23 protein-coding genes are annotated in these 22,223 nt (G+C 67.2%); 4 read left to right on the top strand and 19 right to left on the bottom strand.

What is annotated here, in order from left to right:
• Window positions 1-2 precede the first annotated feature (2 nt).
• From purE to H0523_RS08165, 4 genes are all read right to left on the bottom strand, one after another.
• Window positions 3-524, bottom strand: coding sequence for a 5-(carboxyamino)imidazole ribonucleotide mutase (gene purE, locus H0523_RS08180; protein WP_054428486.1), 522 nt, complete (start codon window positions 522-524; stop codon window positions 3-5).
• Between the two features lie 73 nt (window positions 525-597).
• On the bottom strand, window positions 598-1,170 hold the full coding sequence (locus H0523_RS08175; RefSeq protein ID WP_054428487.1) for a disulfide bond formation protein B: 573 nt from the start codon (window positions 1,168-1,170) through the stop codon (window positions 598-600).
• Between the two features lie 10 nt (window positions 1,171-1,180).
• Window positions 1,181-1,339: a DUF5993 family protein gene (locus H0523_RS08170; RefSeq protein ID WP_197286495.1), complete on the bottom strand. Its 159-nt coding sequence runs from the start codon at window positions 1,337-1,339 to the stop codon at window positions 1,181-1,183.
• Between the two features lie 246 nt (window positions 1,340-1,585).
• Window positions 1,586-2,467, bottom strand: coding sequence for a phosphoribosylaminoimidazolesuccinocarboxamide synthase (locus tag H0523_RS08165; RefSeq protein WP_054428488.1), 882 nt, complete (start codon window positions 2,465-2,467; stop codon window positions 1,586-1,588).
• 172 nt (window positions 2,468-2,639) lie between these two features.
• Here H0523_RS08165 and H0523_RS08160 point away from each other — a divergent pair, with 172 nt between their 5' ends.
• Window positions 2,640-3,095, top strand: a complete 456-nt coding sequence (locus H0523_RS08160) for a GFA family protein (RefSeq protein WP_054428489.1) — start codon at window positions 2,640-2,642, stop codon at window positions 3,093-3,095.
• Between the two features lie 88 nt (window positions 3,096-3,183).
• Here H0523_RS08160 and fba read toward each other — a convergent pair whose 3' ends face one another.
• The 7 genes from fba to H0523_RS08125 form a co-directional block, all read right to left on the bottom strand.
• Complete coding sequence (fba, locus tag H0523_RS08155; protein ID WP_006390811.1) at window positions 3,184-4,248, bottom strand: class II fructose-bisphosphate aldolase; 1,065 nt, start codon at window positions 4,246-4,248, stop codon at window positions 3,184-3,186.
• A 225-nt stretch (window positions 4,249-4,473) separates the two neighbouring features.
• The gene (locus H0523_RS08150) at window positions 4,474-5,913 is read right to left on the bottom strand and encodes an amidase (RefSeq protein WP_054428490.1); all 1,440 of its coding nucleotides are present in this window, start codon (window positions 5,911-5,913) and stop codon (window positions 4,474-4,476) included.
• Complete coding sequence (locus H0523_RS08145) at window positions 5,906-7,537, bottom strand: ABC transporter ATP-binding protein (protein WP_054428491.1); 1,632 nt, start codon at window positions 7,535-7,537, stop codon at window positions 5,906-5,908. Before H0523_RS08145 ends, H0523_RS08150 begins: the two co-directional genes overlap by 8 nt.
• Window positions 7,537-8,376, bottom strand: coding sequence for an ABC transporter permease (locus H0523_RS08140; RefSeq protein WP_054428492.1), 840 nt, complete (start codon window positions 8,374-8,376; stop codon window positions 7,537-7,539). Before H0523_RS08140 ends, H0523_RS08145 begins: the two co-directional genes overlap by 1 nt.
• The gene (locus tag H0523_RS08135) at window positions 8,373-9,350 is read right to left on the bottom strand and encodes an ABC transporter permease (RefSeq protein WP_156333405.1); all 978 of its coding nucleotides are present in this window, start codon (window positions 9,348-9,350) and stop codon (window positions 8,373-8,375) included. Before H0523_RS08135 ends, H0523_RS08140 begins: the two co-directional genes overlap by 4 nt.
• Window positions 9,347-10,951 carry an ABC transporter substrate-binding protein gene (locus H0523_RS08130; RefSeq protein WP_054428493.1) on the bottom strand — a complete coding sequence of 535 codons (1,605 nt, stop codon included), beginning with the start codon at window positions 10,949-10,951 and terminating at the stop codon, window positions 9,347-9,349. Before H0523_RS08130 ends, H0523_RS08135 begins: the two co-directional genes overlap by 4 nt.
• 39 nt (window positions 10,952-10,990) lie before the next feature.
• Window positions 10,991-12,313 (bottom strand): ArgE/DapE family deacylase, encoded by a 1,323-nt coding sequence (locus H0523_RS08125; protein ID WP_054428494.1) that lies wholly within the window; start codon window positions 12,311-12,313, stop codon window positions 10,991-10,993.
• 230 nt (window positions 12,314-12,543) lie between these two features.
• On the opposite strand from H0523_RS08125, the gene H0523_RS08120 reads away from it, so the two are divergent.
• Window positions 12,544-13,317 carry an IclR family transcriptional regulator gene (locus tag H0523_RS08120; protein WP_054428495.1) on the top strand — a complete coding sequence of 258 codons (774 nt, stop codon included), beginning with the start codon at window positions 12,544-12,546 and terminating at the stop codon, window positions 13,315-13,317.
• Between the two features lie 18 nt (window positions 13,318-13,335).
• Here the strand turns inward: H0523_RS08120 and H0523_RS08115 are convergent, their stop codons facing one another.
• Complete coding sequence (locus H0523_RS08115) at window positions 13,336-14,235, bottom strand: SMP-30/gluconolactonase/LRE family protein (RefSeq protein ID WP_054428496.1); 900 nt, start codon at window positions 14,233-14,235, stop codon at window positions 13,336-13,338.
• Window positions 14,236-14,536: 301 nt separating this feature from the next.
• Between H0523_RS08115 and H0523_RS08110 the strand changes: the two genes are divergently transcribed.
• A complete protein-coding gene (locus H0523_RS08110) occupies window positions 14,537-15,823 on the top strand; it encodes a dicarboxylate/amino acid:cation symporter (protein ID WP_054429208.1) in 1,287 nt (428 codons plus the stop codon).
• A gap of 169 nt (window positions 15,824-15,992) precedes the next feature.
• A complete protein-coding gene (locus H0523_RS08105) occupies window positions 15,993-16,370 on the top strand; it encodes a hypothetical protein (protein ID WP_054428497.1) in 378 nt (125 codons plus the stop codon).
• A 40-nt stretch (window positions 16,371-16,410) separates the two neighbouring features.
• Here H0523_RS08105 and H0523_RS08100 read toward each other — a convergent pair whose 3' ends face one another.
• From H0523_RS08100 to H0523_RS08070, 7 genes are all read right to left on the bottom strand, one after another.
• Window positions 16,411-16,845: a hypothetical protein gene (locus H0523_RS08100; protein WP_054428498.1), complete on the bottom strand. Its 435-nt coding sequence runs from the start codon at window positions 16,843-16,845 to the stop codon at window positions 16,411-16,413.
• Window positions 16,846-16,966: 121 nt separating this feature from the next.
• The gene (locus H0523_RS08095) at window positions 16,967-17,509 is read right to left on the bottom strand and encodes an MOSC domain-containing protein (protein WP_054428499.1); all 543 of its coding nucleotides are present in this window, start codon (window positions 17,507-17,509) and stop codon (window positions 16,967-16,969) included.
• A gap of 17 nt (window positions 17,510-17,526) precedes the next feature.
• Window positions 17,527-18,726 (bottom strand): alpha-D-ribose 1-methylphosphonate 5-triphosphate diphosphatase, encoded by a 1,200-nt coding sequence (locus tag H0523_RS08090; protein ID WP_054428500.1) that lies wholly within the window; start codon window positions 18,724-18,726, stop codon window positions 17,527-17,529.
• A gap of 2 nt (window positions 18,727-18,728) precedes the next feature.
• Window positions 18,729-19,445 carry a phosphonate C-P lyase system protein PhnL gene (gene phnL, locus H0523_RS08085; RefSeq protein ID WP_054428501.1) on the bottom strand — a complete coding sequence of 239 codons (717 nt, stop codon included), beginning with the start codon at window positions 19,443-19,445 and terminating at the stop codon, window positions 18,729-18,731.
• Window positions 19,446-19,447: 2 nt separating this feature from the next.
• Window positions 19,448-20,224, bottom strand: a complete 777-nt coding sequence (gene phnK / locus H0523_RS08080; protein ID WP_054428502.1) for a phosphonate C-P lyase system protein PhnK — start codon at window positions 20,222-20,224, stop codon at window positions 19,448-19,450.
• Window positions 20,221-21,111, bottom strand: coding sequence for an alpha-D-ribose 1-methylphosphonate 5-phosphate C-P-lyase PhnJ (locus tag H0523_RS08075; RefSeq protein WP_054428503.1), 891 nt, complete (start codon window positions 21,109-21,111; stop codon window positions 20,221-20,223). The genes phnK and H0523_RS08075 overlap by 4 nt, the downstream gene beginning before the upstream one ends.
• Complete coding sequence (locus tag H0523_RS08070) at window positions 21,108-22,223, bottom strand: carbon-phosphorus lyase complex subunit (RefSeq protein ID WP_054428504.1); 1,116 nt, start codon at window positions 22,221-22,223, stop codon at window positions 21,108-21,110. The genes H0523_RS08075 and H0523_RS08070 overlap by 4 nt, the downstream gene beginning before the upstream one ends.

Raw genomic sequence — 22,223 nt, 5'->3', positions numbered from 1 at the left:
GATCAAGCCTCGGGCGGAACCTTCATGTCGCGCGCGGCCTGCGTCTGGCGCGCGCGGAATGCCACCAGCTTCTTGTGCAGGCCGGCATCGGTGCCCGCCAGCGTGGCGATCAGGTGCAGCGCGGCGTTGGCGGCGCCGGCCTCGCCGATGGCGAAGGTGGCGACCGGCACGCCCTTGGGCATCTGCACGATGGACAGCAGCGAATCCTCGCCGCGCAGGTACTTGGACGGCACCGGCACGCCGAACACCGGCACTTCGGTCAGGGCCGCCATCATGCCCGGCAGGTGGGCCGCGCCGCCGGCGCCGGCGATGATGCCGCGCAGGCCGCGATCAAACGCGGCGGCGCCGTATTCGGCCATGTCCTGCGGCATGCGGTGCGCGGAGATCACGCGCGCCTCGTGCGGCACGCCGAAGTCTTCCAGCATGGTGACCGCGTGCTTCATGACCTCCCAATCGCTGGAAGAACCCATAATCACGCCCACCACGGGGGTGGCGTCTGCCGCTGCGGAAGTCTTGGCTGTCATAACCGGTGTCGAGTCGTTGAAAGGCTGCGGCCAGGCCGCGAAACCCGGTATTTTACCCGGCGCCGGCGGCAGCCTATGGCGTGGCGCCGGATCCCAGCCAGAGACAGCCCGTGGGATTGTCCGGGCAGGGCCCGAAACCGCATTGCAGCGTGGTGCTGCCCAGGTTGGCCAGGACCGTGATGAAAAACAGGGCCATGACCAGCATGCCCAGCGCCGGCACCGGCCGCTTGAGCATGTTGTCGCCCCACTTGCGGTCGGCCGACAGCATGATCACGCAGAACACGATCAGGCCGCAGAAGGCGATGAAGGCCCAGGTATAGAAGTGCAGGCCGAGGAACGGCGTGCCGTAGCCGGGATCGCCGGGGGCGATGTGCAGCAGGATCTGCCGGCCCGACGCCACCATGCCGCCCAGCGCGGCGGCGATGGTCATGGCGTAGTGCATGGGCGACGGCCCCAGCCGCAGGTTCAGCAGCAGCCCCACCCCGGCCAGCATGAAGGCCACCCGTTGCAGCAGGCACAGCGGGCACGGCGCTTCGTCATAGGCGAATTGCCAGACGAAGGCCATGACCAGGATGGCCGTCACGGCCAGCAGGGCCAGGCCGTTGAGCAGGCGCGAACCGCGCGCCGGATTGCGGGAAAAGATCATGGCGGCGGACCTAGAGCGACAGCGCCAGCGGACTGGTCATGTGGAACTGGCACCACGCGGCGAACACCCCCAGGGTGATCAGCCAGAAGGCGACGCAGGGTCGGCGCTTGCCCAGCAGGCCGAACCACACGGCGATCAGGCCGGTCAGGAAAGGCAACATCATGATCATGCGCAGCTCCTTTCTACATCCGGCGGGCATGGCGCCCTGGCGGCGGCTGCGGGCCGCGTCGTCCGGCAAGTTGGCAGAGGGGAAGCCGCGCGGGCGCGCCGGCTTCCGGGTGCAGGTTGCCGGCGAGTATAACGTAACAATAAGCAATAATTCTTACCGAAAAGCAGGGATTTCCCTGATCGGCGGCGCCTCGCGGACAAAAAAAACCGCCCGGCGGACGGGCGGCTTTTTCGAGGCGGGCGCGGATCAGGCGATCAGGCGATCCAGCGCTTCGCGGTACTTCGCGGCGGTCTTTTCCAGCACGTCCTGCGGCAGGCGCGGGGCGGGCGGGGTCTTGTCCCAGGTCTGGGTCTCGAGCCAGTCGCGCACGAACTGCTTGTCGAACGAGGGCGGGCTGATGCCGACGCGGTAGCCGTCGGCCGGCCAGAAGCGCGACGAATCCGGCGTCAGCACTTCGTCCATCAGGTACAGCGTGCCGTCGTCGTCCAGGCCGAACTCGAACTTGGTGTCGGCGATGATGATGCCCTTGGTGGCGGCGAACCTGGCGGCCTCGGCGTACAGCTTGAGCGTGACGTCGCGGATGCGCTCGGCCATTTCCTGGCCGACTTCCTTGACCACGTGGGCGAAGTCGACGTTTTCGTCGTGCATGCCGAACTCGGCCTTGGCGGCCGGCGTGAAGATCGGCTCGGGCAACTGGCTGGCCTGCTGCAGGCCGGCGGGCAGCTTGATGCCGCAGACGGCGCCGGTGGCCTGGTAGTCCTTCCAGCCGGAACCGATCAGGTAGCCGCGGGCCACCGCTTCCACCAGGATCGGCTTGAGGCGCTTGACCACCACGGCGCGGCCGCGCACCTGGTCGACTTCATCGGGCGCCACCACGTCTTCCGGCTTGATGCCGGTGGAGTGGTTCGGCAGGATGTGGGCCAGCTTCTGCAGCCAGAACTCGGTCAGTTCGGTCAGCACCTGCCCCTTGCCGGGGATGGGATCGTCGAGGATGACGTCGAACGCCGAAATGCGGTCCGACGCGACGATCAGCAACTTGTCGTCGCCCACCGCGTACATGTCGCGGACCTTACCGCGGCCCAGCAGCGGCAAGGACTTGATGCTGGATTGATGCAAAGCAGAAGTCACGGAAAAATGGCCTATGGCAAAAATGGGGGTCGCGCAAAGCGCATAGGTTACTGCAAATAGCCCCGTCTTGCCGGGCGGCGGACGGCGGGTTAGTCTGGCCGCGTTCCAATATATGCGCCGACCGCGGATCGCGTCACGGCGCCCCCTTTTCACCTGGAGGAGACACAGTCGTATGCAGGATGCAACCCAGAAACGCCCGCCCCACGCCGACGCGCAGGTCCACCTGACCGGTGGCTGCCAATGCGGCGCGGTGCGCTACGCGGTGACCGATGAACCCATCATGGCGGCCACCTGTCATTGCCGCGATTGCCAGTATTCCAGCGGCGGCGCGCCGGCCCACGCGCTGATCCTGCCGGCCGGCTCGGTCACCCTGCTGCGCGGCAAGGCGCGCGAGCATCGCTACCAGGGCGATTCAGGCCACACCGTCATGCGCAGCTTCTGTGCGGACTGTGGCACGCCGCTGTTCGGCGGCTCGGAAGGCATGGCCTACGAGGTGGTGCGGGCCGGCTCGCTCGACGACCCCGAGGCCTTCCACACCCGCGTCAGCCTGTGGACCGACTCGGCGCCGTCCTGGCACCACGTCGACAAGACCGTGCCGAACTTCCCCCGCAACGCCCCGCCCGCCTGAGCCGGGCGCGACGCGCACGAAAAAAAAGGCGGGCCCGCGAGGGCCCGCCTTTTTTGCTGCCCGCCTCCCGGGGGAGGCGGCCGGCCACTTACTGAACCACCTGGGCCAGCTTGCCGGCGGCGTACTGGGCGGCGATTTCGGTCAGCGGCAGGGCCTTGATCTTGCTGGCGTTGCCGGCGGTGCCGAATTCCGTGTAGCGAGCCACACAGATCGCCTTGGCGGCGGCGCGGGCCGGCTTCAGGTATTCGCGCGGGTCGAACTTCTCGGGGTTCTCGGCGAAGAAGCGGCGGATGGCGCCGGTCATGGCCAGACGGATATCGGTGTCGATATTGATCTTGCGCACGCCGTACTTGATGGCTTCCTGGATTTCCTCGACCGGCACGCCGTAGGTTTCCTTCATGTTGCCGCCGAATTCACGGATCTCGGCCAGCAGTTCCTGCGGCACGCTGGAGCTGCCGTGCATCACCAGGTGGGTGTTGGGCAGGCGGGCGTGGATTTCCTTGATGCGGGCGATCGACAGGATGTCGCCGGTGGGCTTGCGCGTGAACTTGTAGGCGCCGTGGCTGGTGCCGATGGCGATGGCCAGGGCGTCCAGCTGGGTGCGGCGCACGAAGTCGGCGGCCTGCTCCGGATCGGTCAGCAGCTGGTCCATGGTCAGCTTGCCGTCGGCGCCGTGGCCGTCTTCCTTGTCGCCTTCCATGGTTTCGAGCGAGCCCAGGCAGCCCAGTTCGCCCTCGACCGTCACGCCCAGCTTGTGGGCCACGTCCACCACCTTCTTGGTGACGTCGACGTTGTAGTCGTAGTCGGCGATGGTCTTGCCGTCTTCCTTCAGCGAGCCGTCCATCATGACGCTGGAGAAGCCCAGATCGATGGCGCCCTGGCAGACCTTGGGCGACTGGCCGTGGTCCTGGTGCATGACCACGGGAATGTGCGGGTAGGACTCCACGGCGGCCTGGATCAGGTGCTTCAGGAAGCCTTCGCCGGCGTACTTGCGGGCGCCGGCCGAGGCTTGCATGATCACCGGGCTGTCGGTCTCCGCCGCGGCTTCCATGATGGCCTGGACCTGTTCCAGGTTATTGACGTTGAATGCCGGAATGCCGTAGCCGTGCTCGGCGGCGTGGTCGAGCAACTGGCGCATGGAGACTAGGGCCATGTGTGGTCCTCCTTAGGTACTGTCGATTGAAAGATGGTTGAAATCGAGCGGGATGGTGGGATTTTACGGGGGATTCGAAGAAAGGTCTTGAAACCGCCGGTATCCTATCCCTTCAGCCGATGCCACCGGCGCCGAACGCGCCAGCCCTCGCCCGTAGAGGGGGCTCCCGCCTCCCCCCGAAACGGGGGGCGGACGGAGCGACCTCCCCCATCTTGCCAACCGCCCCTAGGCCGTCCGGGGGACGGCGATCCGTCCGGCCCACGGCTGGGCCGTCTCCAGTTCAGCCGACAACGCCAGCACGACATCCTCGCGGCCATAGCGGCCGACCACCTGCACCCCGACCGGCAGGCCAGCGTCGGTCCAGACCAGCGGCAGGCTGGCCGCCGGCTGCCCGGACGCGTTGAACGCCGCCGCGAACGTGCCGTAAGAGGCCACCTTGCGGCGAAAATCCAGGAATGTGCCCCCGGCGGTGGAAAGCTCGCCCAGTTTCAGCGGCAGCTGGGTCAGGGACGGTGACAGGATGGCGTCGTAGCCTTCCATATAGCTGTCCAGGATGCGGCCGATGGCATGAAAGCGGTTGACGCTGGCGATGTAGTGCGCCGCGGACAGCCCCTTGCCGTAGTCGTAGCCCTGGCGCAACACCGGCTCCAGATCATCGTCGCGCACCGGCTGGCCGGTGAGGCCCAAGCGAGTGTCCACCGACACCACGATATTGCCCGCCAGCACATTGGCATGCGCCAGCACGAAGGCCTCGTAATCAATATCGGGCGGCGCGCCATCGACCACCTCGTGCCCCAGCGCCCGGCACAGTTCGGCCGCCCGCTCGACCGCCGCGATGCATTCGGGCGCCACCGGCACGCCATGCCAGGCGCTGCGCCAGACGACGATGCGCCGCTTGCGCGACGGCTCGGCCAGCAGTTTCAGATAGGAGGCGGGCGCGGCCGGCGCCGCGTAGGGAGCGCCCGGCTCGGGCGCCGCGATGGCGTCCAGCGCCGCGGCGGTGTCGCGCACCGAACGAGACAGCACGCCATCGGTCGCCAGGCCGCCCCAGCCCTCGCCGCGAAATGGCCCCATGGGCACGCGTCCGCGCGACACTTTCAGGCCATAGACGCCGCAGGCCGCGGCCGGGATGCGGATCGATCCGCCGCCATCGCTGCCGTGGGCCAGCGGGACGATGCCCGCGGCGACCGCCGCCGCCGCGCCGCCGCTGGAGCCGCCGGACGAACGGCTCAAGTCCCAGGGGTTGCGGGTAGGACCGCCGTTGCGCCGCGCCTCGGTGGTGGGCGCCATGCAGAATTCCGGCACCGTGGTGCGCGCGAAGGCAATCAGGCCGGCCGCCTCGAAACGGTCGGCCAGCGTGGCGTTGCGGGGATAGGCGGTGTCATTCAGCAGGCGCGACCCCAGGCTGGACGGAAAGCGCGTGTGCGCCAGCCCGGAATCCTTCAGCAAAAAGGGAATGGCGCGGAACGTGCCGGCCTGGCGCCAGGCGCGCGCCACCGCCAGGGACTCTTCATAGCGCTCATAGCACAGCGCGTTGAGCGCCGGCGCGCGTTCGCGCGCCAGCCTGATCGCGCAGGCCATGAGGTCTTCCGCGCCGACCTCGCGCCGCGCCAGCAAATCGGCCAGCGCCAGCCCGTCCAGCGCCTGATACTCGGTGTCACGCATACTGCTTGCTCCTGGTTGAAGACTCCGACAGCGCCGCCAGGTCGGGCTTGTTCCAGGCCTTGCCCGGCACCGATTCAATCAGGCGACGCGTGTATTCATGTTGGGGGTGATAGAAAATCGTGGCGGCTCGGTCCAGTTCCACTAGCTGGCCCTGGCGCATCACCGCGATGCGGTCGCAAATCTGGGCCGCAACGCGCAGGTCATGCGTGATGAACAGCACCGACAGGTCGAACTGGCCGCTGACGGTCTTGAGCAATTCGAGCACCTGCGCCTGGATCGACACATCCAGCGCCGAGACGGCCTCGTCGGCCACCAACAGCCGCGGCTTGAGCGCCAGCGCCCGGGCGATGCCGACCCGCTGGCGCTGGCCGCCCGAGAACTGATGCGGATAGCGCTCGCCGGCGTCTCCGCCCAGCCCAACCAGTTCCAGCAGTTCACGCGCCTCGCGCAGCGCGGTCTTGCGGCTCTCGCCGAACGCGATCGGTCCTTGCGCCACGGCCTCAATGACGCGGTGACGCGGATTGAGCGACGCATACGGGTCCTGGAACACCATCTGGATCTGGCGCCGGTAGGGACGGAAATCGCGGGGCGCCATACCGACCAGTTCTCGGCCGTCCATCCGCACGCTGCCGCTGTCAGGCGCGATCAGGCCGATCAAAGTACGTCCCAGCGTCGATTTGCCGGAACCGGACTCTCCCACCAGCCCCAGCGTCTCGCCCTGGCGGATGTCCAGCGAGATGTCGCGCAGCGCGTCGACCCGCCGTCCGCCGGTGGCGAAGGTCTTGCACAGGTTGGCCACGGACATCAGCGGCAGCGCGGGCGCCGCCTCGTCCTTGCCTTCGGGTTTGTGCGGCACCGCCGCGATCAATTGGCGGGTGTAGGGATGCTGCGGCCGGTTCAGGATGTCGTCGGCCGCCCCCGATTCCACCACTTCGCCCTTGCGCATCACAACGATGCGGTGGGCGATGTCCGCCACCACGCCGAAGTCGTGGGTAATGAAGATGACACCGATGCCCATGCGGTGCTGGATGTCCTTGATAAGCGCCAGGATCTGCGCTTGCGTGGTGACGTCCAGCGCGGTGGTCGGTTCGTCGGCGATAAGCACGTCCGGCTCGAGCGCCAGCGCCATCGCGATCACGACACGCTGGCGCTGGCCGCCGGACAACTGGAACGGAAAAGCGTCATACATGGCTTGCGGATCGGGCAGCAGCACCTGGCCGAACAGTTCGAGCACCCGCTGTCGGCGGGCGGCGGCGTTCAGGTTGGTATGCCGCTCCAGCACCTCGTCGACCTGGCGTCCCACCCGCATGATGGGATTGAGCGCCGTCATGGGCTCCTGGAACACCATGCCGAAGCAACGGCCGCGCAGTCCATACCAGTCCGTGGCCGACAGGCCGACCAGATCGCGCCCGCCGTACAGGATCTGGCCCTGCGTGACGCTCAACTGGTCCGCCGGCAACAGGCCCATGATGGCGTGCGCCGTAACCGACTTGCCCGATCCCGACTCACCCACCACGCACAGGATCTCATTGCGGTTCACGGTGTAGGACACGCCCTGCACCACCGTCGGTCCGCCGTGGGCGGCCGTCACGCTGAGATCACGGATTTCAAGCAGCGCGCTCATCACGTCGTCCTCCTGCGGGCCAGTTTGGGATTGAGCGCGTCGTTCAGCGCTTCGCCGATCAGATTGAGCGACAGCACGGTCAACAGGATCGCCACGCCCGGGAACACGCTCATCCACCAGGCGTCGCGCAGCACGCTGCGCGAGGCGCCGATGATGTAGCCCCAGGTCATCGCATTGGGGTCGCCCAGGCCCAGAAAGCTCAGGGCCGATTCCAGCAGGATCGAGCTGGCAATCATCAACGACCCCGACACGATCACGGGCGAAAGGCTGTTGGGCAGGATCTGCGTCAGGATGATGCGCAGGTTGGACTGACCCGACAGCATCGCCGCCTGCACGAATTCGCGGTTCTTCAGGCTCATGAACTCCGCCCGCACCAGGCGCGCCAGCGGCGGCCACGAGACCACCGCGATGGCGAAGATCACCGTGGCCATGTTGGGTGTCAGGATGGCCACCAGCACCACTGCCAGGAAGAAACTGGGAATGGTCTGGAACAGTTCGATGAAACCGACGATGGCCTGGTCCACCCGACCGCCATAGAAACCGGCCAGCGCGCCGACCGTGATACCCACCAGGATGGAGACCGCCGTGGACACCGCGGCCAGCACCAGCGTGATGCGCGAGCCATAGGCGATGCCGGTGGCGATGTCGCGGCCCAGCGTGTCGGTGCCCAGCAAGGCGCCGTCGGACAACGGCGGCATGAAAGGCCCGTTGATGATGTCCCACGGACTGTCCGGGAAGATCCAGCTGGCGGAGATCGCCACCAGCGTGACCATCGCCAGCACAATCAGACCCATGACACCGCCCTTGTTGCGGCAGAACGATTGCATGAAGGCTTTCATTTGAGTTCGATCCTGGGGTCCGCCACCGTGTACAGGATGTCGGTGACGAGGTTGACCACGACCACGATCAGGGAGGCCATGAAGAACACGCCGAGCAGCACGCTGTAGTCACGCTGGATCAAGGCGTCGAACGCCAGCCGGCCGATGCCGGGCCAGGCGAAGACCGTCTCCACCAGCAGCGACCCGCCAATCAGCCCCCCGGCCTGGATGCCGGCATAAGTGATGACGGGCAGCAGCGCATTGCGCAGCACGTGGCGCACGATCACCGTGCGTTCGGACAAGCCCTTGGCGCGAGCCGTCTTGACGAAATCCAGCTGGCTGATTTCCAGGATGGAGGCGCGCGTCAGCCGGGCGTAGACGGCCATGTAGAACATGCCCAGGGTCAACGCCGGCAACAACAAGTGCCTGGCCACGTCGGCCACGCGGGCCAGGCCGGTCAGGTTGGCGCCGACGCTTTCATAGCCGAACGCGGGCAGCCATTCCAGGTTCACCGAAAACAGCAGCACCAGCATCAGCCCGACCCAGAACAGCGGCGTCGCGTAGGCCAGCATCGACAGGGTCGTGATGACGGTATCGCCCCACTTCCCCACCCGCAGCGCGGCCTGGGTGCCCAGGCTGACGCCCGCCAGCAGCGCGAAGGCGAAAGCCGACAGGGTCAACAGCAAGGTCGCGGGCAGGTGCTGCAGGATCAGGCTCGCCACCGGCGCCTGCTGGCGATAGGAATACCCCAAGTCGAACGTGGCGACATTCTTCAGATAGTGGCCCAGTTGCACCGGGATCGGCTTGTCCAGGCCGAATTCCTGGCGCAGCTTGGCGATGAACTCGGCGTCCACCGCGCCCGACTGGCCCGCCAGGATCACGGCCGGATCGCCTGGCGCGGCCCGCACCAGGAAGAAGTTGAAGAGCGCGATCATCAGCAGAACCAGGACGCTCTTGACCACCCGGTTCGCCAGGAACTTGGCGATCTTCTTCATTCTTTGGACAGCCAGGCGTCGCTCTGCGTGTCCACCACGCCGAGCGCGGTGGTCACGGCGTCATGCACGCGCTTGTTCAGCAGGGTCGAGTAGTTGGTGTCGGCCAGCCACAGCACCGGCACGTCGTCCACCAGGATGCGCTGCACCTCGCTATAGAGTTTCTGGCGTTCTTCGTCGGTGGCGGCGGTGGCGGCGGCGTTGAACAGCGCATCGACCTTCGGATTGTTGTATTGCGACGTGTTGGTGAACATCAGCCCCTTCTTGATGTTGCTGCCCAGGTAGGTGCGGGACACGCCGATGGCCGGATCCCCATACTGGAACACGCCGTTCGCGCCCATATCGAAATCCCAGTTGCCCACGCGGCTGGTCCAGCCGCCGACGTCGGTGTTCTCCAGCGTCACGGCCACGCCGATCTTGGCCAGGTTCTGCTTGATGTACTCGGCCACGCGGCGCTGCATCTCGCCGTAAGGCAGTGGAATCAGGCCGATCGTGGCGCGCACGCCCTTGGCGTCCGGCTTCAGGCCCATCTCGTCGAGCAGGGCGATGGCCTGCTTCGGATCGTAGGGATAGGACTTGACGTTGGCGTCATAGAACCGCGTGTTGTGGTGGATGGGGCCGGTGGCGACCGTGCCCGTGCCGAACATGATCTTGTCAGCGATGAACTGGCGATTGATGCCGTACATCAGCGCCTGGCGGAAGCGCTTGTCCGAAAAGGGCGCACGGCCGCCATTCAACTCGATCCATTGCATGGTCGACCAATATTCATAACCCTTGTGGGTCTGGGTGATGTTGGGCAGCTTGACCACCCGCGCCAGGTCCACCGGCTCGATGTCCTGCAGCCAGGCCTGCATCACGGTGCCCTGCTCCAGCGCCACGCGGCGCGAGGCGGAATCGGGAATCACGCGATAGGTGATGCCGTCCAGATAGGGACGCCCCGCCTTCCAGTAGTGTTCGTTCTTGACCAGCTCGATATACGACCCGCGCTCCCAACGCTTGAACTTGAACGGTCCGGTGCCGATCGGCGCATTGTTGTTCGGGTTCTGCCCGATCGGCGTATCGACGTCGTACAGGTGCTTGGGCAGGATCGCCCCGCCGCCGATGTCGAACGCGTACAGGAAGGCCGAGTACGGCTGCTTCAGCTTGAACACCACGGTGTCGGCGTCCGGGGCCGAGATCTCCTGCACATTGGCCATCAAGGTGCGCGTGCGCGGCGTGTTGGCCAGCACTTTGGTGTAGGTGAACACCACGTCATCGGACGAGAACGGCTTGCCGTCGTGCCATTGCACCTGCGGCTGCAGATGGAAGGTGTAGGTCAGGCGATCCGGCGACACCTCCCACGACCGCGCCAGGCCGGGCTGGGGCTTGAGGTCGAAGGAATACGTCAACAGGCTCTCGAAGATCTTGCCGGCCACCAACTGCGTGCTGGCAACCTGCTGCACCGCCACGTTCAGGGTCGGCGGCTCGGGGCTCAGGATGGCCGTCAACACCCCGCCATATTGCGGGGTTTCGGCGGCATGCGACGGAGAAGCGGCAAAGGGCAGCAGGCTGGCGGCGGCCAGGGCGCAGCGCGCCAGGACGCGTCGGGCGAAGAAAAAAGTCATGGCAGGAATCCGTAGAAAGAAGCGGGAACGCAGATGGGTTCAGGCTTGCCGCGGCTCGACGCCGCACCAGTCGTTGATGAAGAGCGCCAGCGAGGTGGCGACGCGCACCATGCTGTCCACCGACACGCATTCGTTGAAACCGTGCACGTTTTTCACCTGGGGGCCGTAGCAGGTGACCGGCACGTCCATCATCAGGCGGAAATGGCGGCCGTCGGTGGTCGCGGTCAGCGCCGTGGGCTGGGGCTGTTCGCCGGTCACGCGGCGGTGGGCGTCGGCCAGCAATTGCATCGCGGGCACCTCCAGGTCGTACTCGCAACCTGGCGCGTGGAAACCTTCGTAGCGGATGTCGATGCGCACGTCGCTGTCGGCCAGTCCGGCCTCGACCTCGCGGATGCACGCCAGCACCCGCTGCTTGGCGGTCTCGATCGACATATCGGGGTAGCAGGCAATGCGCATGCCCAGCGTGCACACGCTGGGCACCGACGAATTCCAGTCGCCGGCATGGATCTGGCCGAGATTGAAGTTGATGGGGTGCGCATGTTCGCGATAGGCCGGATGCCGATTTTCCGGCAGGTTCCATTCGTGTTCGAGCCGTTTCATCGCGTCGACAATCCGCAAGCCAGTCTCGACCGGGTTGACACCCGTGGTCATGTAGGCGGCATGTGCGGGCCGGCCCACGATGTCCACGTACATCCAGAACACGCCGAGCTGGGCGCTCATCATGCGCTCATGCGTGGGCTCGGGAATAACGACCGCGTCGAAGGCGCTGAGCTTGGCTGCGGCGATCGCGCTCTGCAGCGCCGAAACCGTGGCCAGGGTGCCGTTGCCGGTGTTCTCCTCTTCAAGCACGCCGTTGAAGCCTACGGCGCCGGCGGGTTGCACGCCCAGGTCCTGCAGGGCCTTGAATGCCGCCAGCGCGCAGATGATGCCGGCCTTCATGTCGCCCGCGCCTCGGCCGTACAGCCAGCCGTCACGTAATTCGCCGTCGAACGGCGCCGGGTCCCACAGTTCATGCGGACCGGTTGGCACGACGTCCAGGTGGCCATTGAAAAGCACGGCGCGTCCGCCCGCGGCGCGCGGCTCATGGCGCGCCAGCACGTTGTAGCGGCCGCCGTCGGGGCAGCAGGCCGGCGAGTACAGCGGCAGATTCTTCAATTCCTCGGTCCGCAACGCGATGCGCTCGGACGCCAGCCCCAGCTGCGCCAGCGCGTCTTCCAGGAAGCGGGCGGCCGACATTTCCTCGCCGGGCAGGCTGCGGCACTGCACGAATCCCGTCAGCGTGTCGGTCATGTACTGGCGAAGCCTGCCCACGGCTCCGGCGATCTGGTCCTGACTCAGGCTGGCTGCTGCGACGGCGGTCATTGCACTCCCCTTGTTGGCTATGAAATATCGAACACCATAAGTATCAATATTTGATACTTAGATATCTATATTTGACATGATAGAGTTCGTACAAGCGGCGGGCAATACGAAAACATGGGTGATTTCCCTAGCCTGGTCGCGGGCTGTTGCCGCTACAGTGCGTATCCGGCGCCCCAACGGCAACGCGCCGTTGCAACGCCATCAAAACAAAGAGAATGGAGTAGATCGACATGGCCACAACCGAGACCCGGTTCAACCAATCCCTGGCGAAAGGCTTTGGCATCCTCGAGGCTTTTTCCAGCCACCCCGGTCCGCTCAGCCTGAACGAGCTGACGGAATTGTCGGGACTGGACCGCAGCTCGACCCAGCGCATGTTGCATACGCTGGTGGCGCTGGGCTACCTCGAACGCGGTAGCAACCAGCGCGGCTACGTGCTGGGCAAAAAGATCCTGGACCGGACTTTCGACTTCCTGCGCGGCCATCCGCTGCTGGAGCGCGCCACGCCCATCCTGGAACAACTGCAGCAGGAGTGCGGCGAGCGGGTCGACCTGAGCCTGTTCGATGACCTGACCATCGTTTACGCGCTGCGCCGCCAGACCAAGCGCCAGACCTTCTACGCCACCTTGGTGGGCCGGCGCATGCCCACCTTCTCGTCCTCCGGCGGCCGGGCAATCATGTCGCACCTGACCGACGCCGAGGTCGACGACATACTGGCGCGCAGCGACCTGCGGCCGCTGACCCCCAAGACCATTACCGATCCCGAGCGGATCCGCGAGCGCGTGCGCGAGGCGCGGGTACAGGGGTACGCCCTCTGCATGGAAGAGAGCATGGTGGGCGAGATCGTGCTGGCCAGCGCCGTAGTCGACCACAGCGGCCGCCCGCTGGCCGCCATCCACATTTCCGGCCTGTTGGCGGAATGGACGCTGGAGTCCTTTTCCCAGCGCTTCAGTTCGCTGGCGGTCTCGGCCGCGCGCGCCCTCAGCGGCCGCCCCAACCGCTCCTGAAGCGACTGGAGGGGCGCGCTACGGCCGTCCCGCGTGCGGCACGTCCACCTCGGTCACCAGGATCCGCCCTTCCGGCTTGGCGCGGCGGTTGGCCTCGATGAAGTCGGGCGCCGCCGCCATGAACAGCGTTCTGCCGTCCGGCCCGCCCAGGGCCGCGGCGAAGATGCCCAGCTCGCCGGTATCGATCTGTTCCAGGATCCGGCCGCCGCGGGCCATCCGCACGATGCGCTTGCCGATGGCGTCGGCCACCCACAGCGCGCCCTCGGCGTCCAGCGCGCCGCCGTCCGGGCCGATGGCCGACGCCGCGATCAGCACCGACAGGTCGTCGGAGTCCGGCAAGGCGCCGAAGTGGGCCCAGTCGCGCCGCGGCCCCAGGGCGCCGTCGGGCAGGATGTCGAATTCCGAGATCCGGTTGCCGAAGGTCTCGTTGACGATCAGGGTTTTGCCATCAGGGGTGATGAACGATCCATTGGGAAACCACAGCCCGTCCGCCACCACCTGGGCCACCCCGTCCGGGTCCACCCGCACCAGCGTGGTGGTGGCGAAGGGTTGGCCGGCCATCAGGTCGAAACCGAAGTTGCCGACGTAGGCGCGGCCCTGGGCATCGACCACCAGGTCGTTGATCGGGCCGCCGGTCAGCGCCGACAGGTCCGCGTGCGGCACCAGCCGGCCGTCCGCCTCGCGCCGCAGCAGCTTGCGGTCTTTCATGGAAGAGATCAGCAGCCGCCCGTCGGGCAGCCAGCCCAGGCCGGAGGGCTGCTCCAGCACCCGGCAGATCACCTCGGCCCGCCCCAGCAGGTCGACGGCGATCACCTTGCCCGTATAGAAATCGGAGGCCCACAGGCGCCCTTCGTGCCAGCGCAGGCCCTCCAGGAACGTATACCCCGACACCAGCACGGACAATTCGCGTTTCGGCATAGCTCTGTCTCCTATAGGGGGCGGGCCTGTGCGGCCCTTTTTGTGTGGCCCGCCGGCGCGCAGCCGGCCAGGCCGGACCATTTTGTCATGCCCCGGCAACCGTGGCAGTCAGGTATGACCCGTCCCCAACCTGACAACTAACTGTCAGGTTGGCGGCGTTAACATCGCGCCCCAAGGGTTAACCCGCGCCGCTCCGGGTCCCCTCCGGCATATCCGTCATTGGACCGCTTCGCCCCGCCCCATGCCGGCGGGTAAGGCCTATCCGGCCGACCGATCGGGTCCCTGTTTTCCGTTTTTGAAGATGAATACTAAGAAGCTGACGCGTTACATCGGCATCGCCATGGTGCTGGGCGTCGTGGTGGGTTATTTCTGCAACAAGTACGCGCAGAACGCGCAAGAGGCCAAGGACATCGCCTCGTACTTCAGCCTGATCACCGACATCTTCCTGCGCATGATCAAGATGATCATCGCGCCCCTGGTATTCGCCACCCTGGTGTCCGGCCTGGCCAGCATGAGCGACGCCAGCGCCGTCGGCCGCATCGGCCTGCGCGCCATGTTCTGGTTCATCGCCGCCTCGGCCATCTCGCTGCTGCTGGGCCTGGCGCTGGTCAACATCTTCCAGCCCGGCGCTCACCTGAACCTGGCGCTGCCCGACGCGGCCGCCACCGCCGGCCTGAAGACCGGCGACTTCACCCTCAAGGCCTTCATCGCGCACGTGTTCCCCAAGAGCATCGCCGAAGCCATGGCCAACAACGAGATCCTGCAGATCCTGGTGTTCTCGCTGTTCTTCGGCGCGGCGCTGTCGTTCATCCGCGGCAAGGGCCACAACACCATCTACAACATGATCGACGAGCTGGCCAAGATCATGTTCCGCGTCACCGACTACGTGATGCGCTTCGCGCCGCTGGGCGTGTTCGCCGCCATGGCCGCCGCCATCACCACCGAGGGCCTGGGCGTGCTGGTCAGCTACGGCAAGCTGATCGGCGAGTTCTACCTCGGCCTGGCGCTGCTGTGGGCCATCCTGTTCGCGGTGGGCTACCTGTTCCTGGGCAAGTCCACCTTCCGCCTGGGCGGCCTGATCAAGGAACCGACCCTGCTGGCCTTCTCGACCGCCAGCAGCGAATCGGCCTACCCCAAGACCATCGAGGCGCTGGAGCGTTTCGGCGTGTCCAAGCGCATCTCGGGCTTCGTGCTGCCGCTGGGCTACTCGTTCAACCTGGACGGCTCGATGATGTACCAGTCGTTCGCGGTGCTGTTCATCGCGCAGGCCTACAACATCGAGATGAGCTTCTCGCAGCAGCTGACGCTGCTGCTGGTGCTGATGGTGACCAGCAAGGGCATGGCCGGCGTGGCGCGCGCCTCGCTGGTGGTGGTGGCGGCGACGCTGCCGATGTTCCACCTGCCCGAAGCCGGCCTGTTGCTGATCATGGGCATCGACCAGTTCTTCGACATGGGCCGCACCGCCACCAACGTGGTCGGCAACAGCCTGGCCACCGCCGTCATCGCCAAGATGGAAGGCAACGAAGAGGACCTGGCGCCCAAGGCCGAGTCCGCGCCGGCCACGCAAACGGCGACGCGCGACGCCTGAACGCGCCGCGGCGTTTCCCCGCTTTCCGGCAAAGGCCCCGCAGGTGATGCGGGGCCTTTTTTCATGCGGCGGCCGGCCTTGACCGGCGCACACGCCCGGCGCAACATGGAAGCCCCCAGGCACCCCTTAAGGGCGCCGCGCCAAGGCGGCGGCGCTCATTGCATATGCCATGAAATCGCTACGCCCGCGCCACGCGCTCGCGGCGGCCGTCCTGATGGCCGCCCTGCCCTCCGCCCATGCCTGGACCCGCATTGCCTGCGACCTGTCCGGCACCGTCGCCAACCCGCCCGTGCAGATGCGCCAGTACCGTACCGACGGCACCGAGGTCTCGCATCTGTTGTTCCGGCTGAATGTGAAGGCGGCCGATATCCCCGAGGGCGCGCGCGCCGATACCGACTGCACCGAATTCGTCGACCGCCAGATCGACGTGGCGCTGGACGGCGCCGACATGGCCGCCGTGCGCAAGGGCAAGGCGCTGAAACTGCGCTATCGCTATGACGAGTCGCTGGGCGAGGCCCGCGCGACCCGCTTCGAGCTGGCTCGCTGAACGCGCGGCCGCCCCGCGAGGCGGCGCGCGGCAGGCAGGCTCAGTCGTTGACCGAGCACGACACCGGGGCGCCGTCCTCGAATTCGACGTCGTAGGTATGGACGGGATCCCACGGCAGCGTGAACCACAGCTCGTAGCCGTCGCCGTCCTCGTCGAACAGCCACAGCGCGCGCAGCACGGCCTTCTCGGCCATGGCCTCGGCGGTTTCCTCGCGCAGCAGCTGGTCGTCCTCGATGCCGAGCTTCTTGCAGTGCTCGTAGGAGTAGTTGTCGAGCAGGAAATCGGCCGCGGCCAGGATCTGCTCGTCGAGATTGCCGATGATGGCCTTGACCACCTTGGAGGCCGCGCCGTCCGGCTCTTCGCCGTCGGTCTGGATCATGACGTGGATCGGCGGGCGGCCTTCGCCCACGGGCACGTTTTCCGCGGCCCAGAGATCGGGTTCTTCGGGGTCCTGGGTGAAATTGAATCGTGCCATCGTGCGCTCCGGAAAATAAGGGAGACGGGCCGCGCAAGCCGCGGCCACCTCGTCATTGCCCATTTAACCAGATGCGCGTGTCCGCCGCTTGTCCGGCGACAAGGTTTGTCGCCAGGCGCGGTCAGACCCGTTCCAGGAGCAGATGCGGCGGCGCCGGCAACGCCACCCGGATGGCATCCCCGGCCCGCACCGCGCCGCCGGCCAGCACGATGCCCATGACCCCGGCCTTGCGGATCAGGCCGCCGGCGGCGTCGCGCCCGAGCACGGCGGCGGTCAGCCCCTTCTGGTAGTGGTCCAGTTGCGAACAAGGGTTGCGCAGGCCGGTGATCTGCACCACCGCCTGCGGCCCGATGTGCAGGCACGCGCCGCGCGGCAGGCCCAGCAGATCGATGCCGCGGGTGGTGATGTTCTCGCCCATCGTCCCTTCGGCCACATTGAAACCGGCCGCCTGCAGTTCGTCGTGCAGTTCGCCGTGGATCAGGTGCACCTGGCGCAGGTTGGGCTGGGTCGGATCGACCTTGACGCGCGAACGATGCCTGACCGTCACGCCGGCATGGGCGTCGCCTTCCACGCCCTCGCCCTGCCGCAGCACGATGGCCGGCTGCACCTGCTTGGAAAAGCCGTGCGCCGCGCTGGCGGCCACGGCGGTCACGATCGCCCGCATGCTTTGCTCCCGCCGGATCAAGCCGCCACCAGGCCGCGCGCTTCGGCGGCAGGCGCGGGCAGGCGAGCGGACGGATAGTGGGTCGAGAACACCAGCCGGCCGGCGCTCCAGGTGTAGCTGATGAGCGGCAACGCGCCGACCTGCGCCACCGCCACCAGATCGGCGCGCTGTCCCACCGCGATGCGGCCGCGATCCGACAGGCCGCAGGCATCGGCCGGATTGGCGGTGACCAGCGCCAGCGCCTGCGGCAGCGTCAGCTCGGTCTGCGCCGCCACCGCGAAGGCCGCGGCGATCAGGGTCGAAGGCTGGTAGTCCGAGCACAGGCAGCTCGCCACGCCGGCGCGGATCGCGTCGATGGCGCGCATCGAGCCGCTCTGGCTCTTGCCGCGCAGCACGTTGGGCGCGCCCAGGATGGTGGGCAGGCCGCAGGAGACGGCGGCGCGGGCGGTGTCCAGCGTGATCGGGAATTCGCTCATCGCCACGCCCAGGTTGCGCATGGTGGCGATGCGGTGGATCGAATCGTCGTCATGGCTGGCGGTCGGGATGCCGAGGCCGCGCGCATGCGCCAGCAGGGTCTCGACCCGCTGCACCGCGCCGTCCTTGGCGCGGGTCTTGGCATGGGCGGCCTCTTCGGCCTGCTCGCGGCTCATGGCGTGGTTGCCGATCATGTATTGCAGGTACGACTCCAGCGTCTTGAACTGGCCCTGGCCGGGCGAGTGGTCCATCACCGACAGCAGGTCCACCGCGCCCTCATCCATCAACTGCTGCAGCACCGGCACCGAGGTCGCGTCGGTGACTTCGTAGCGGCAGTGCACGCGGTTGTCGACCAGGCTGTGCTGGCGGAAGGCGCGCACGCCGCGCACCACCTGAGCGGCGGTCTCGTTGTTGCGCACGCCCAGGTCGCTGTTGGCGAACGACAGCGCGTGGTAGGGCGTGGTGATGCCGGCCGCGGCGTTGCGGCGGTCCACCTGCGCCACCGCGAAGTCCAGCGGGAACAGCACCTTCGAGCGCGGCTCGGCTTCCTTTTCGATGGCGTCGCAGTGCAGGTCGATCAGGCCCGGCACCAGCGTCAGGCCGCGCAGGTCGATCTCGTGGGCGGCGCGGGCGCCGTCGGGCGCGATGGCGGCGATGACGCCGTCCTCGATCAGGACGGCGCTGTCTTCCAGCACGCGGTCCAGCAGCACGACGCGGGCGTGGGTCAGGTAGGTGCTGGTCATGCTCACTCCAGTTCGACGGCGGCCTGCGCGGGGCGCAAGGCCAGGATTCGGGACGCCACGGCGTCGCGCACTTCGGCGTCGTGGAAAATGCCCAGGAGGCAACGGCCGGCGGCGCGCGCCTCATGGATCAGCGCCATCACCACCGCGCGGTTGTCCGGGTCCAGCGACGCGGTCGGCTCGTCCAGCAGCAGGATGGGATGCCGGGCGATGAAGCCGCGGGCGATGTTGACGCGCTGCTGTTCGCCGCCCGAGAAGGTGGCGGGCGCCAGTCCCCACAGGCGCGACGGCACGTTCAGGCGCCGCAGCATGGCGCCGGCGCGCTCGCGGGCCTCGTCCGGCTCGACACCGGCCATGCGCAGCGGCTCGGCCACCACGTCCAGCGCCGACACGCGCGGGATCACCCGCAGGAACTGGCTGACGTAGCCGATGACGTCGCGCCGCAGCGCCAGGATGCGCTGCTCGGGCGCGCCGACCAGTTCCACCCAGTCATCGCCGGCGCGCACGCGGATGCTGCCTTCGGTGGCCAGGTAGTTGCCGTACAGGCAGCGCAGCAAGGTGCTCTTGCCGGTGCCCGACGGGCCGGCCAGCACCAGGCAGTCGCCGGCCGCGGCGTCGAAATCGACCGCCTCCAGCACCGGCAGGCGGATGCCGCCCTGGTTGTGCAGGGTGAACATCTTTCCGAGGCCCCGCACCTCGATCATGGGTTTCGCGACAGTCATGGTCAGCTCTGCAAAATGGAAGACACCAGCAACTGGGTGTAGGGATGCTGCGGATCGTCGAGGATCTGGTCGGTCAGGCCGCTTTCGACCACCTCGCCGCCGCGCATCACCAGGGTGCGGTGCGCCAGCAGGCGCGCCACCGCCAGATCGTGGGTGACGACGATGGCGGCCAGGCCCAGGTCGGTCACCAGCTGGCGCAGCAGGTCCAGCAGGCGGGCCTGCACCGACACGTCCAGCGACGCGGTCGGCTCGTCCATGAACACCAGGCGCGGATGGGTCACCAGGTTGCGGGCGATCTGCAGGCGCTGCTGCATGCCGCCGGAGAACGAGGCCGGCGCGTCATCCAGGCGGCCGACGTCGATCTCCATCTTCTGCAGCCAGCTGCCCGCGGCCTGGCGCAACTCGCCGTAGTGGCGGTCGCCCACCGCCATCAGGCGCTCGGCGATGTTGGCGCCGGCGCTGACCTGCATGCGCAGGCCGTCGCGGGCGTTCTGGCGCACGAAGCCCCAGTCGGTGCGGGCCAGCAGCCGCAGGCGCGCGCCGGACAGCGCGGCCAGGTCGGTGAAACCCTGGTCGCGGGTGTCGTACCAGACGCTGCCGGCGTCGGGCGCGGTCTGGTACGACACGGCCGACAGCAGCGTGCTCTTGCCGGAACCGGATTCGCCCACCACGCACAGCACTTCGCCGGGGAACAGGTCGAAACTGACGTTGCGGCAACCGTGCACGCCGTCCCAGGTGCGCGTCATGTCGCGCACGGAAAGCAAGGGTTGGGCGTTCATGCGGTGGCTTCCTTTTCGGCTTGCGCGGCCTGGCGGTCGTTGCAGTATTCGGTATCGGAGCAGACGAAGCGGCGGGTGCCGGCGTCGTCCAGGATGATCTCGTCGAGGAAGCTGTCGCGCGAGCCGCACAGGTCGCAGCACTCCGACCACTTCTCCACGGTGAAGGGATGGTCCTCGAAGTCCAGGCTCTTGACCCGGGTGTACGGCGGCACCGCATAGACCCGCTTCTCGCGGCCGGCGCCGAACAGCATCAGCGCCGGGCTGTTGTCGAGCTTGGGGTTGTCGAACTTCGGGATCGGCGACGGCCGCATCATGTAGCGGTCGTTGACGATCACGGGATAGTCGTAGGTGGTGGCGATGTGACCGTGCTGGGCGATGTCCTCGTACAGCTTGACGTGCATGCCGCCATATTCGGCCAGCGCGTGCATGGTGCGGGTCTCGGTCTCGCTCGGCTCGAGCCAGCGCAGCGGCTCGGGAATCGGCACCTGGAACACCATGATCTGGTCGGCCTGCAACGGCGTTTCCGGAATGCGGTGGCGCGTCTGCACGATGCTGGCGTCGCGGGTCGATTCGGTCGTGGCCACGCCGGTCACCCGGCCGAAGAAGCGGCGGATGTTGATGGCGTTGGTGGTGTCGTCCGAGCCCTGGTCGATCACCTTGAGCACGTCGCCCGGGCCGATGATCGACGCCGTCACCTGGATGCCGCCCGTGCCCCAGCCATAGGGCAGCGGCATCTCGCGGCTGCCGAACGGCACCTGGTAGCCGGGAATCGCCACCGCCTTGAGCAGCGCGCGGCGCAGCATGCGCTTGGTGGACTCGTCGAGGTAGGCGAAGTTGTAGTGGTCGTCGCGTTCGACCGCGGCGCCGGGGGTGTGGGAAGTCGTCATGAGGAAATGGCCTCGTCCAGCTGGCGGGTGTTCTCGGGGGCCGGCGCGGCGCGTTCGGCGCGCATGCGGCGCAGCAGTTCCAGGTTGGCCTGGAAGTCCACGTAGTGCGGCAGCTTCAAGTGCTGCACGAAACCGGAGGCCTCGACGTTGTCGCTGTGGTACAGCACGAACTCATGGTCGTTGGCCGGCGAATCGGCGCGTTCGCCGAGTTCCTGCGCCTTCATGGCGCGGTCCACCAGCGCCATCGACATGGCCTTGCGCTCGCCATAGCCGAACGTCAGGCCATAGCCGCGGGTGAACTTGGGGCCTTCCTCGGCGTTGCCGGAGAACTGGCTCACCATCTGGCACTCGGTGATCTCGATCTCGCCCACCGTGACGGCGAAACCCAGTTCCTCGATGTGCATCTCGACTTCCACGAAGCCGTAGCGGATCTCGGCGGCGAACGGGTGCGTGTTGCCGTAGCCGCGCTGCGTGGAATAGCCCATCGACAAGAGAAAGCCCTCGTCGGCGCGCGCCAGGTTCTGCAGGCGGGCGGCGCGCGAGGCCGGGAAGTCCAGCGGCTGGCGCGTCAGATCGAACGGCTCGGGATCGCCCTCGGGCACCGCCTCGGCGTCGATCAGGTCGTCGTGCGCCAGCAGGTCGGTGACGCGCGGCATGGCGCTGTCCAGCGGCTCGTTGCCCGCCGGCAGGGCGTCGGCCTCGCGCTCGGCTTCCAGCGAGAAGTCCAGCAGGCGCTGGGTGTAGTCATAGGTCGGCCCGAGGATCTGGCCGCCCGGCACGTCCTTGAAGGTGGACGAGATGCGGCGCTGCAGGCGCATCTCGCCGGTGTCGATCGGCTGGGTGTAGCCATAGCGCGACAGCGTGGTGCGATAGGCGCGCAGCAGGAACACCGCCTCGATCACGTCGCCGGCGGCCTGTTTCAGCGCCAGCGCCGCCAGTTGCGGATCGTAGAGCGAGCCTTCCGCCATCACGCGCGACACCGCCAGCGGCATCTGTTCGCGGATCTGGTCCAGGCTCAGTTCGGGCAGGGCCCGGTCGCCGCGCCGGTAGTCGTCCAGCATGCGGTAGGAATTGAGGATGGCGCGTTCGCCCCCTTTGACGGCTACATACAT

The organism is Achromobacter insuavis (assembly GCF_902859645.1).
Classification (GTDB): Bacteria; Pseudomonadota; Gammaproteobacteria; order Burkholderiales; family Burkholderiaceae_B; genus Achromobacter; species Achromobacter insuavis.
The sequence above is the reverse complement of the archived record's forward strand: the minus strand, read 5'-3'. Positions and strand labels throughout refer to the sequence as shown.

Bases quoted from the DNA above. Each gene is read 5' to 3' on its own strand.
- purE (WP_054428486.1), bottom strand. From the start codon at position 524: ATGACAGCCAAGACTTCCGCAGCGGCAGACGCCACCCCCGTGGTGGGC.
- H0523_RS08175 (WP_054428487.1), bottom strand. From the start codon at position 1,170: ATGATCTTTTCCCGCAATCCGGCGCGCGGTTCGCGCCTGCTCAACGGC.
- H0523_RS08170 (WP_197286495.1), bottom strand. From the start codon at position 1,339: ATGATCATGATGTTGCCTTTCCTGACCGGCCTGATCGCCGTGTGGTTC.
- H0523_RS08160 (WP_054428489.1), top strand. From the start codon at position 2,640: ATGCAGGATGCAACCCAGAAACGCCCGCCCCACGCCGACGCGCAGGTC.
- fba (WP_006390811.1), bottom strand. From the start codon at position 4,248: ATGGCCCTAGTCTCCATGCGCCAGTTGCTCGACCACGCCGCCGAGCAC.
- H0523_RS08150 (WP_054428490.1), bottom strand. From the start codon at position 5,913: ATGCGTGACACCGAGTATCAGGCGCTGGACGGGCTGGCGCTGGCCGAT.
- H0523_RS08145 (WP_054428491.1), bottom strand. From the start codon at position 7,537: ATGAGCGCGCTGCTTGAAATCCGTGATCTCAGCGTGACGGCCGCCCAC.
- H0523_RS08140 (WP_054428492.1), bottom strand. From the start codon at position 8,376: ATGAAAGCCTTCATGCAATCGTTCTGCCGCAACAAGGGCGGTGTCATG.
- H0523_RS08135 (WP_156333405.1), bottom strand. From the start codon at position 9,350: ATGAAGAAGATCGCCAAGTTCCTGGCGAACCGGGTGGTCAAGAGCGTC.
- H0523_RS08130 (WP_054428493.1), bottom strand. From the start codon at position 10,951: ATGACTTTTTTCTTCGCCCGACGCGTCCTGGCGCGCTGCGCCCTGGCC.
- H0523_RS08125 (WP_054428494.1), bottom strand. From the start codon at position 12,313: ATGACCGCCGTCGCAGCAGCCAGCCTGAGTCAGGACCAGATCGCCGGA.
- H0523_RS08120 (WP_054428495.1), top strand. From the start codon at position 12,544: ATGGCCACAACCGAGACCCGGTTCAACCAATCCCTGGCGAAAGGCTTT.
- H0523_RS08115 (WP_054428496.1), bottom strand. From the start codon at position 14,235: ATGCCGAAACGCGAATTGTCCGTGCTGGTGTCGGGGTATACGTTCCTG.
- H0523_RS08110 (WP_054429208.1), top strand. From the start codon at position 14,537: ATGAATACTAAGAAGCTGACGCGTTACATCGGCATCGCCATGGTGCTG.
- H0523_RS08105 (WP_054428497.1), top strand. From the start codon at position 15,993: ATGAAATCGCTACGCCCGCGCCACGCGCTCGCGGCGGCCGTCCTGATG.
- H0523_RS08100 (WP_054428498.1), bottom strand. From the start codon at position 16,845: ATGGCACGATTCAATTTCACCCAGGACCCCGAAGAACCCGATCTCTGG.
- H0523_RS08095 (WP_054428499.1), bottom strand. From the start codon at position 17,509: ATGCGGGCGATCGTGACCGCCGTGGCCGCCAGCGCGGCGCACGGCTTT.
- H0523_RS08090 (WP_054428500.1), bottom strand. From the start codon at position 18,726: ATGACCAGCACCTACCTGACCCACGCCCGCGTCGTGCTGCTGGACCGC.
- phnL (WP_054428501.1), bottom strand. From the start codon at position 19,445: ATGACTGTCGCGAAACCCATGATCGAGGTGCGGGGCCTCGGAAAGATG.
- phnK (WP_054428502.1), bottom strand. From the start codon at position 20,224: ATGAACGCCCAACCCTTGCTTTCCGTGCGCGACATGACGCGCACCTGG.
- H0523_RS08075 (WP_054428503.1), bottom strand. From the start codon at position 21,111: ATGACGACTTCCCACACCCCCGGCGCCGCGGTCGAACGCGACGACCAC.
- H0523_RS08070 (WP_054428504.1), bottom strand. From the start codon at position 22,223: ATGTATGTAGCCGTCAAAGGGGGCGAACGCGCCATCCTCAATTCCTAC.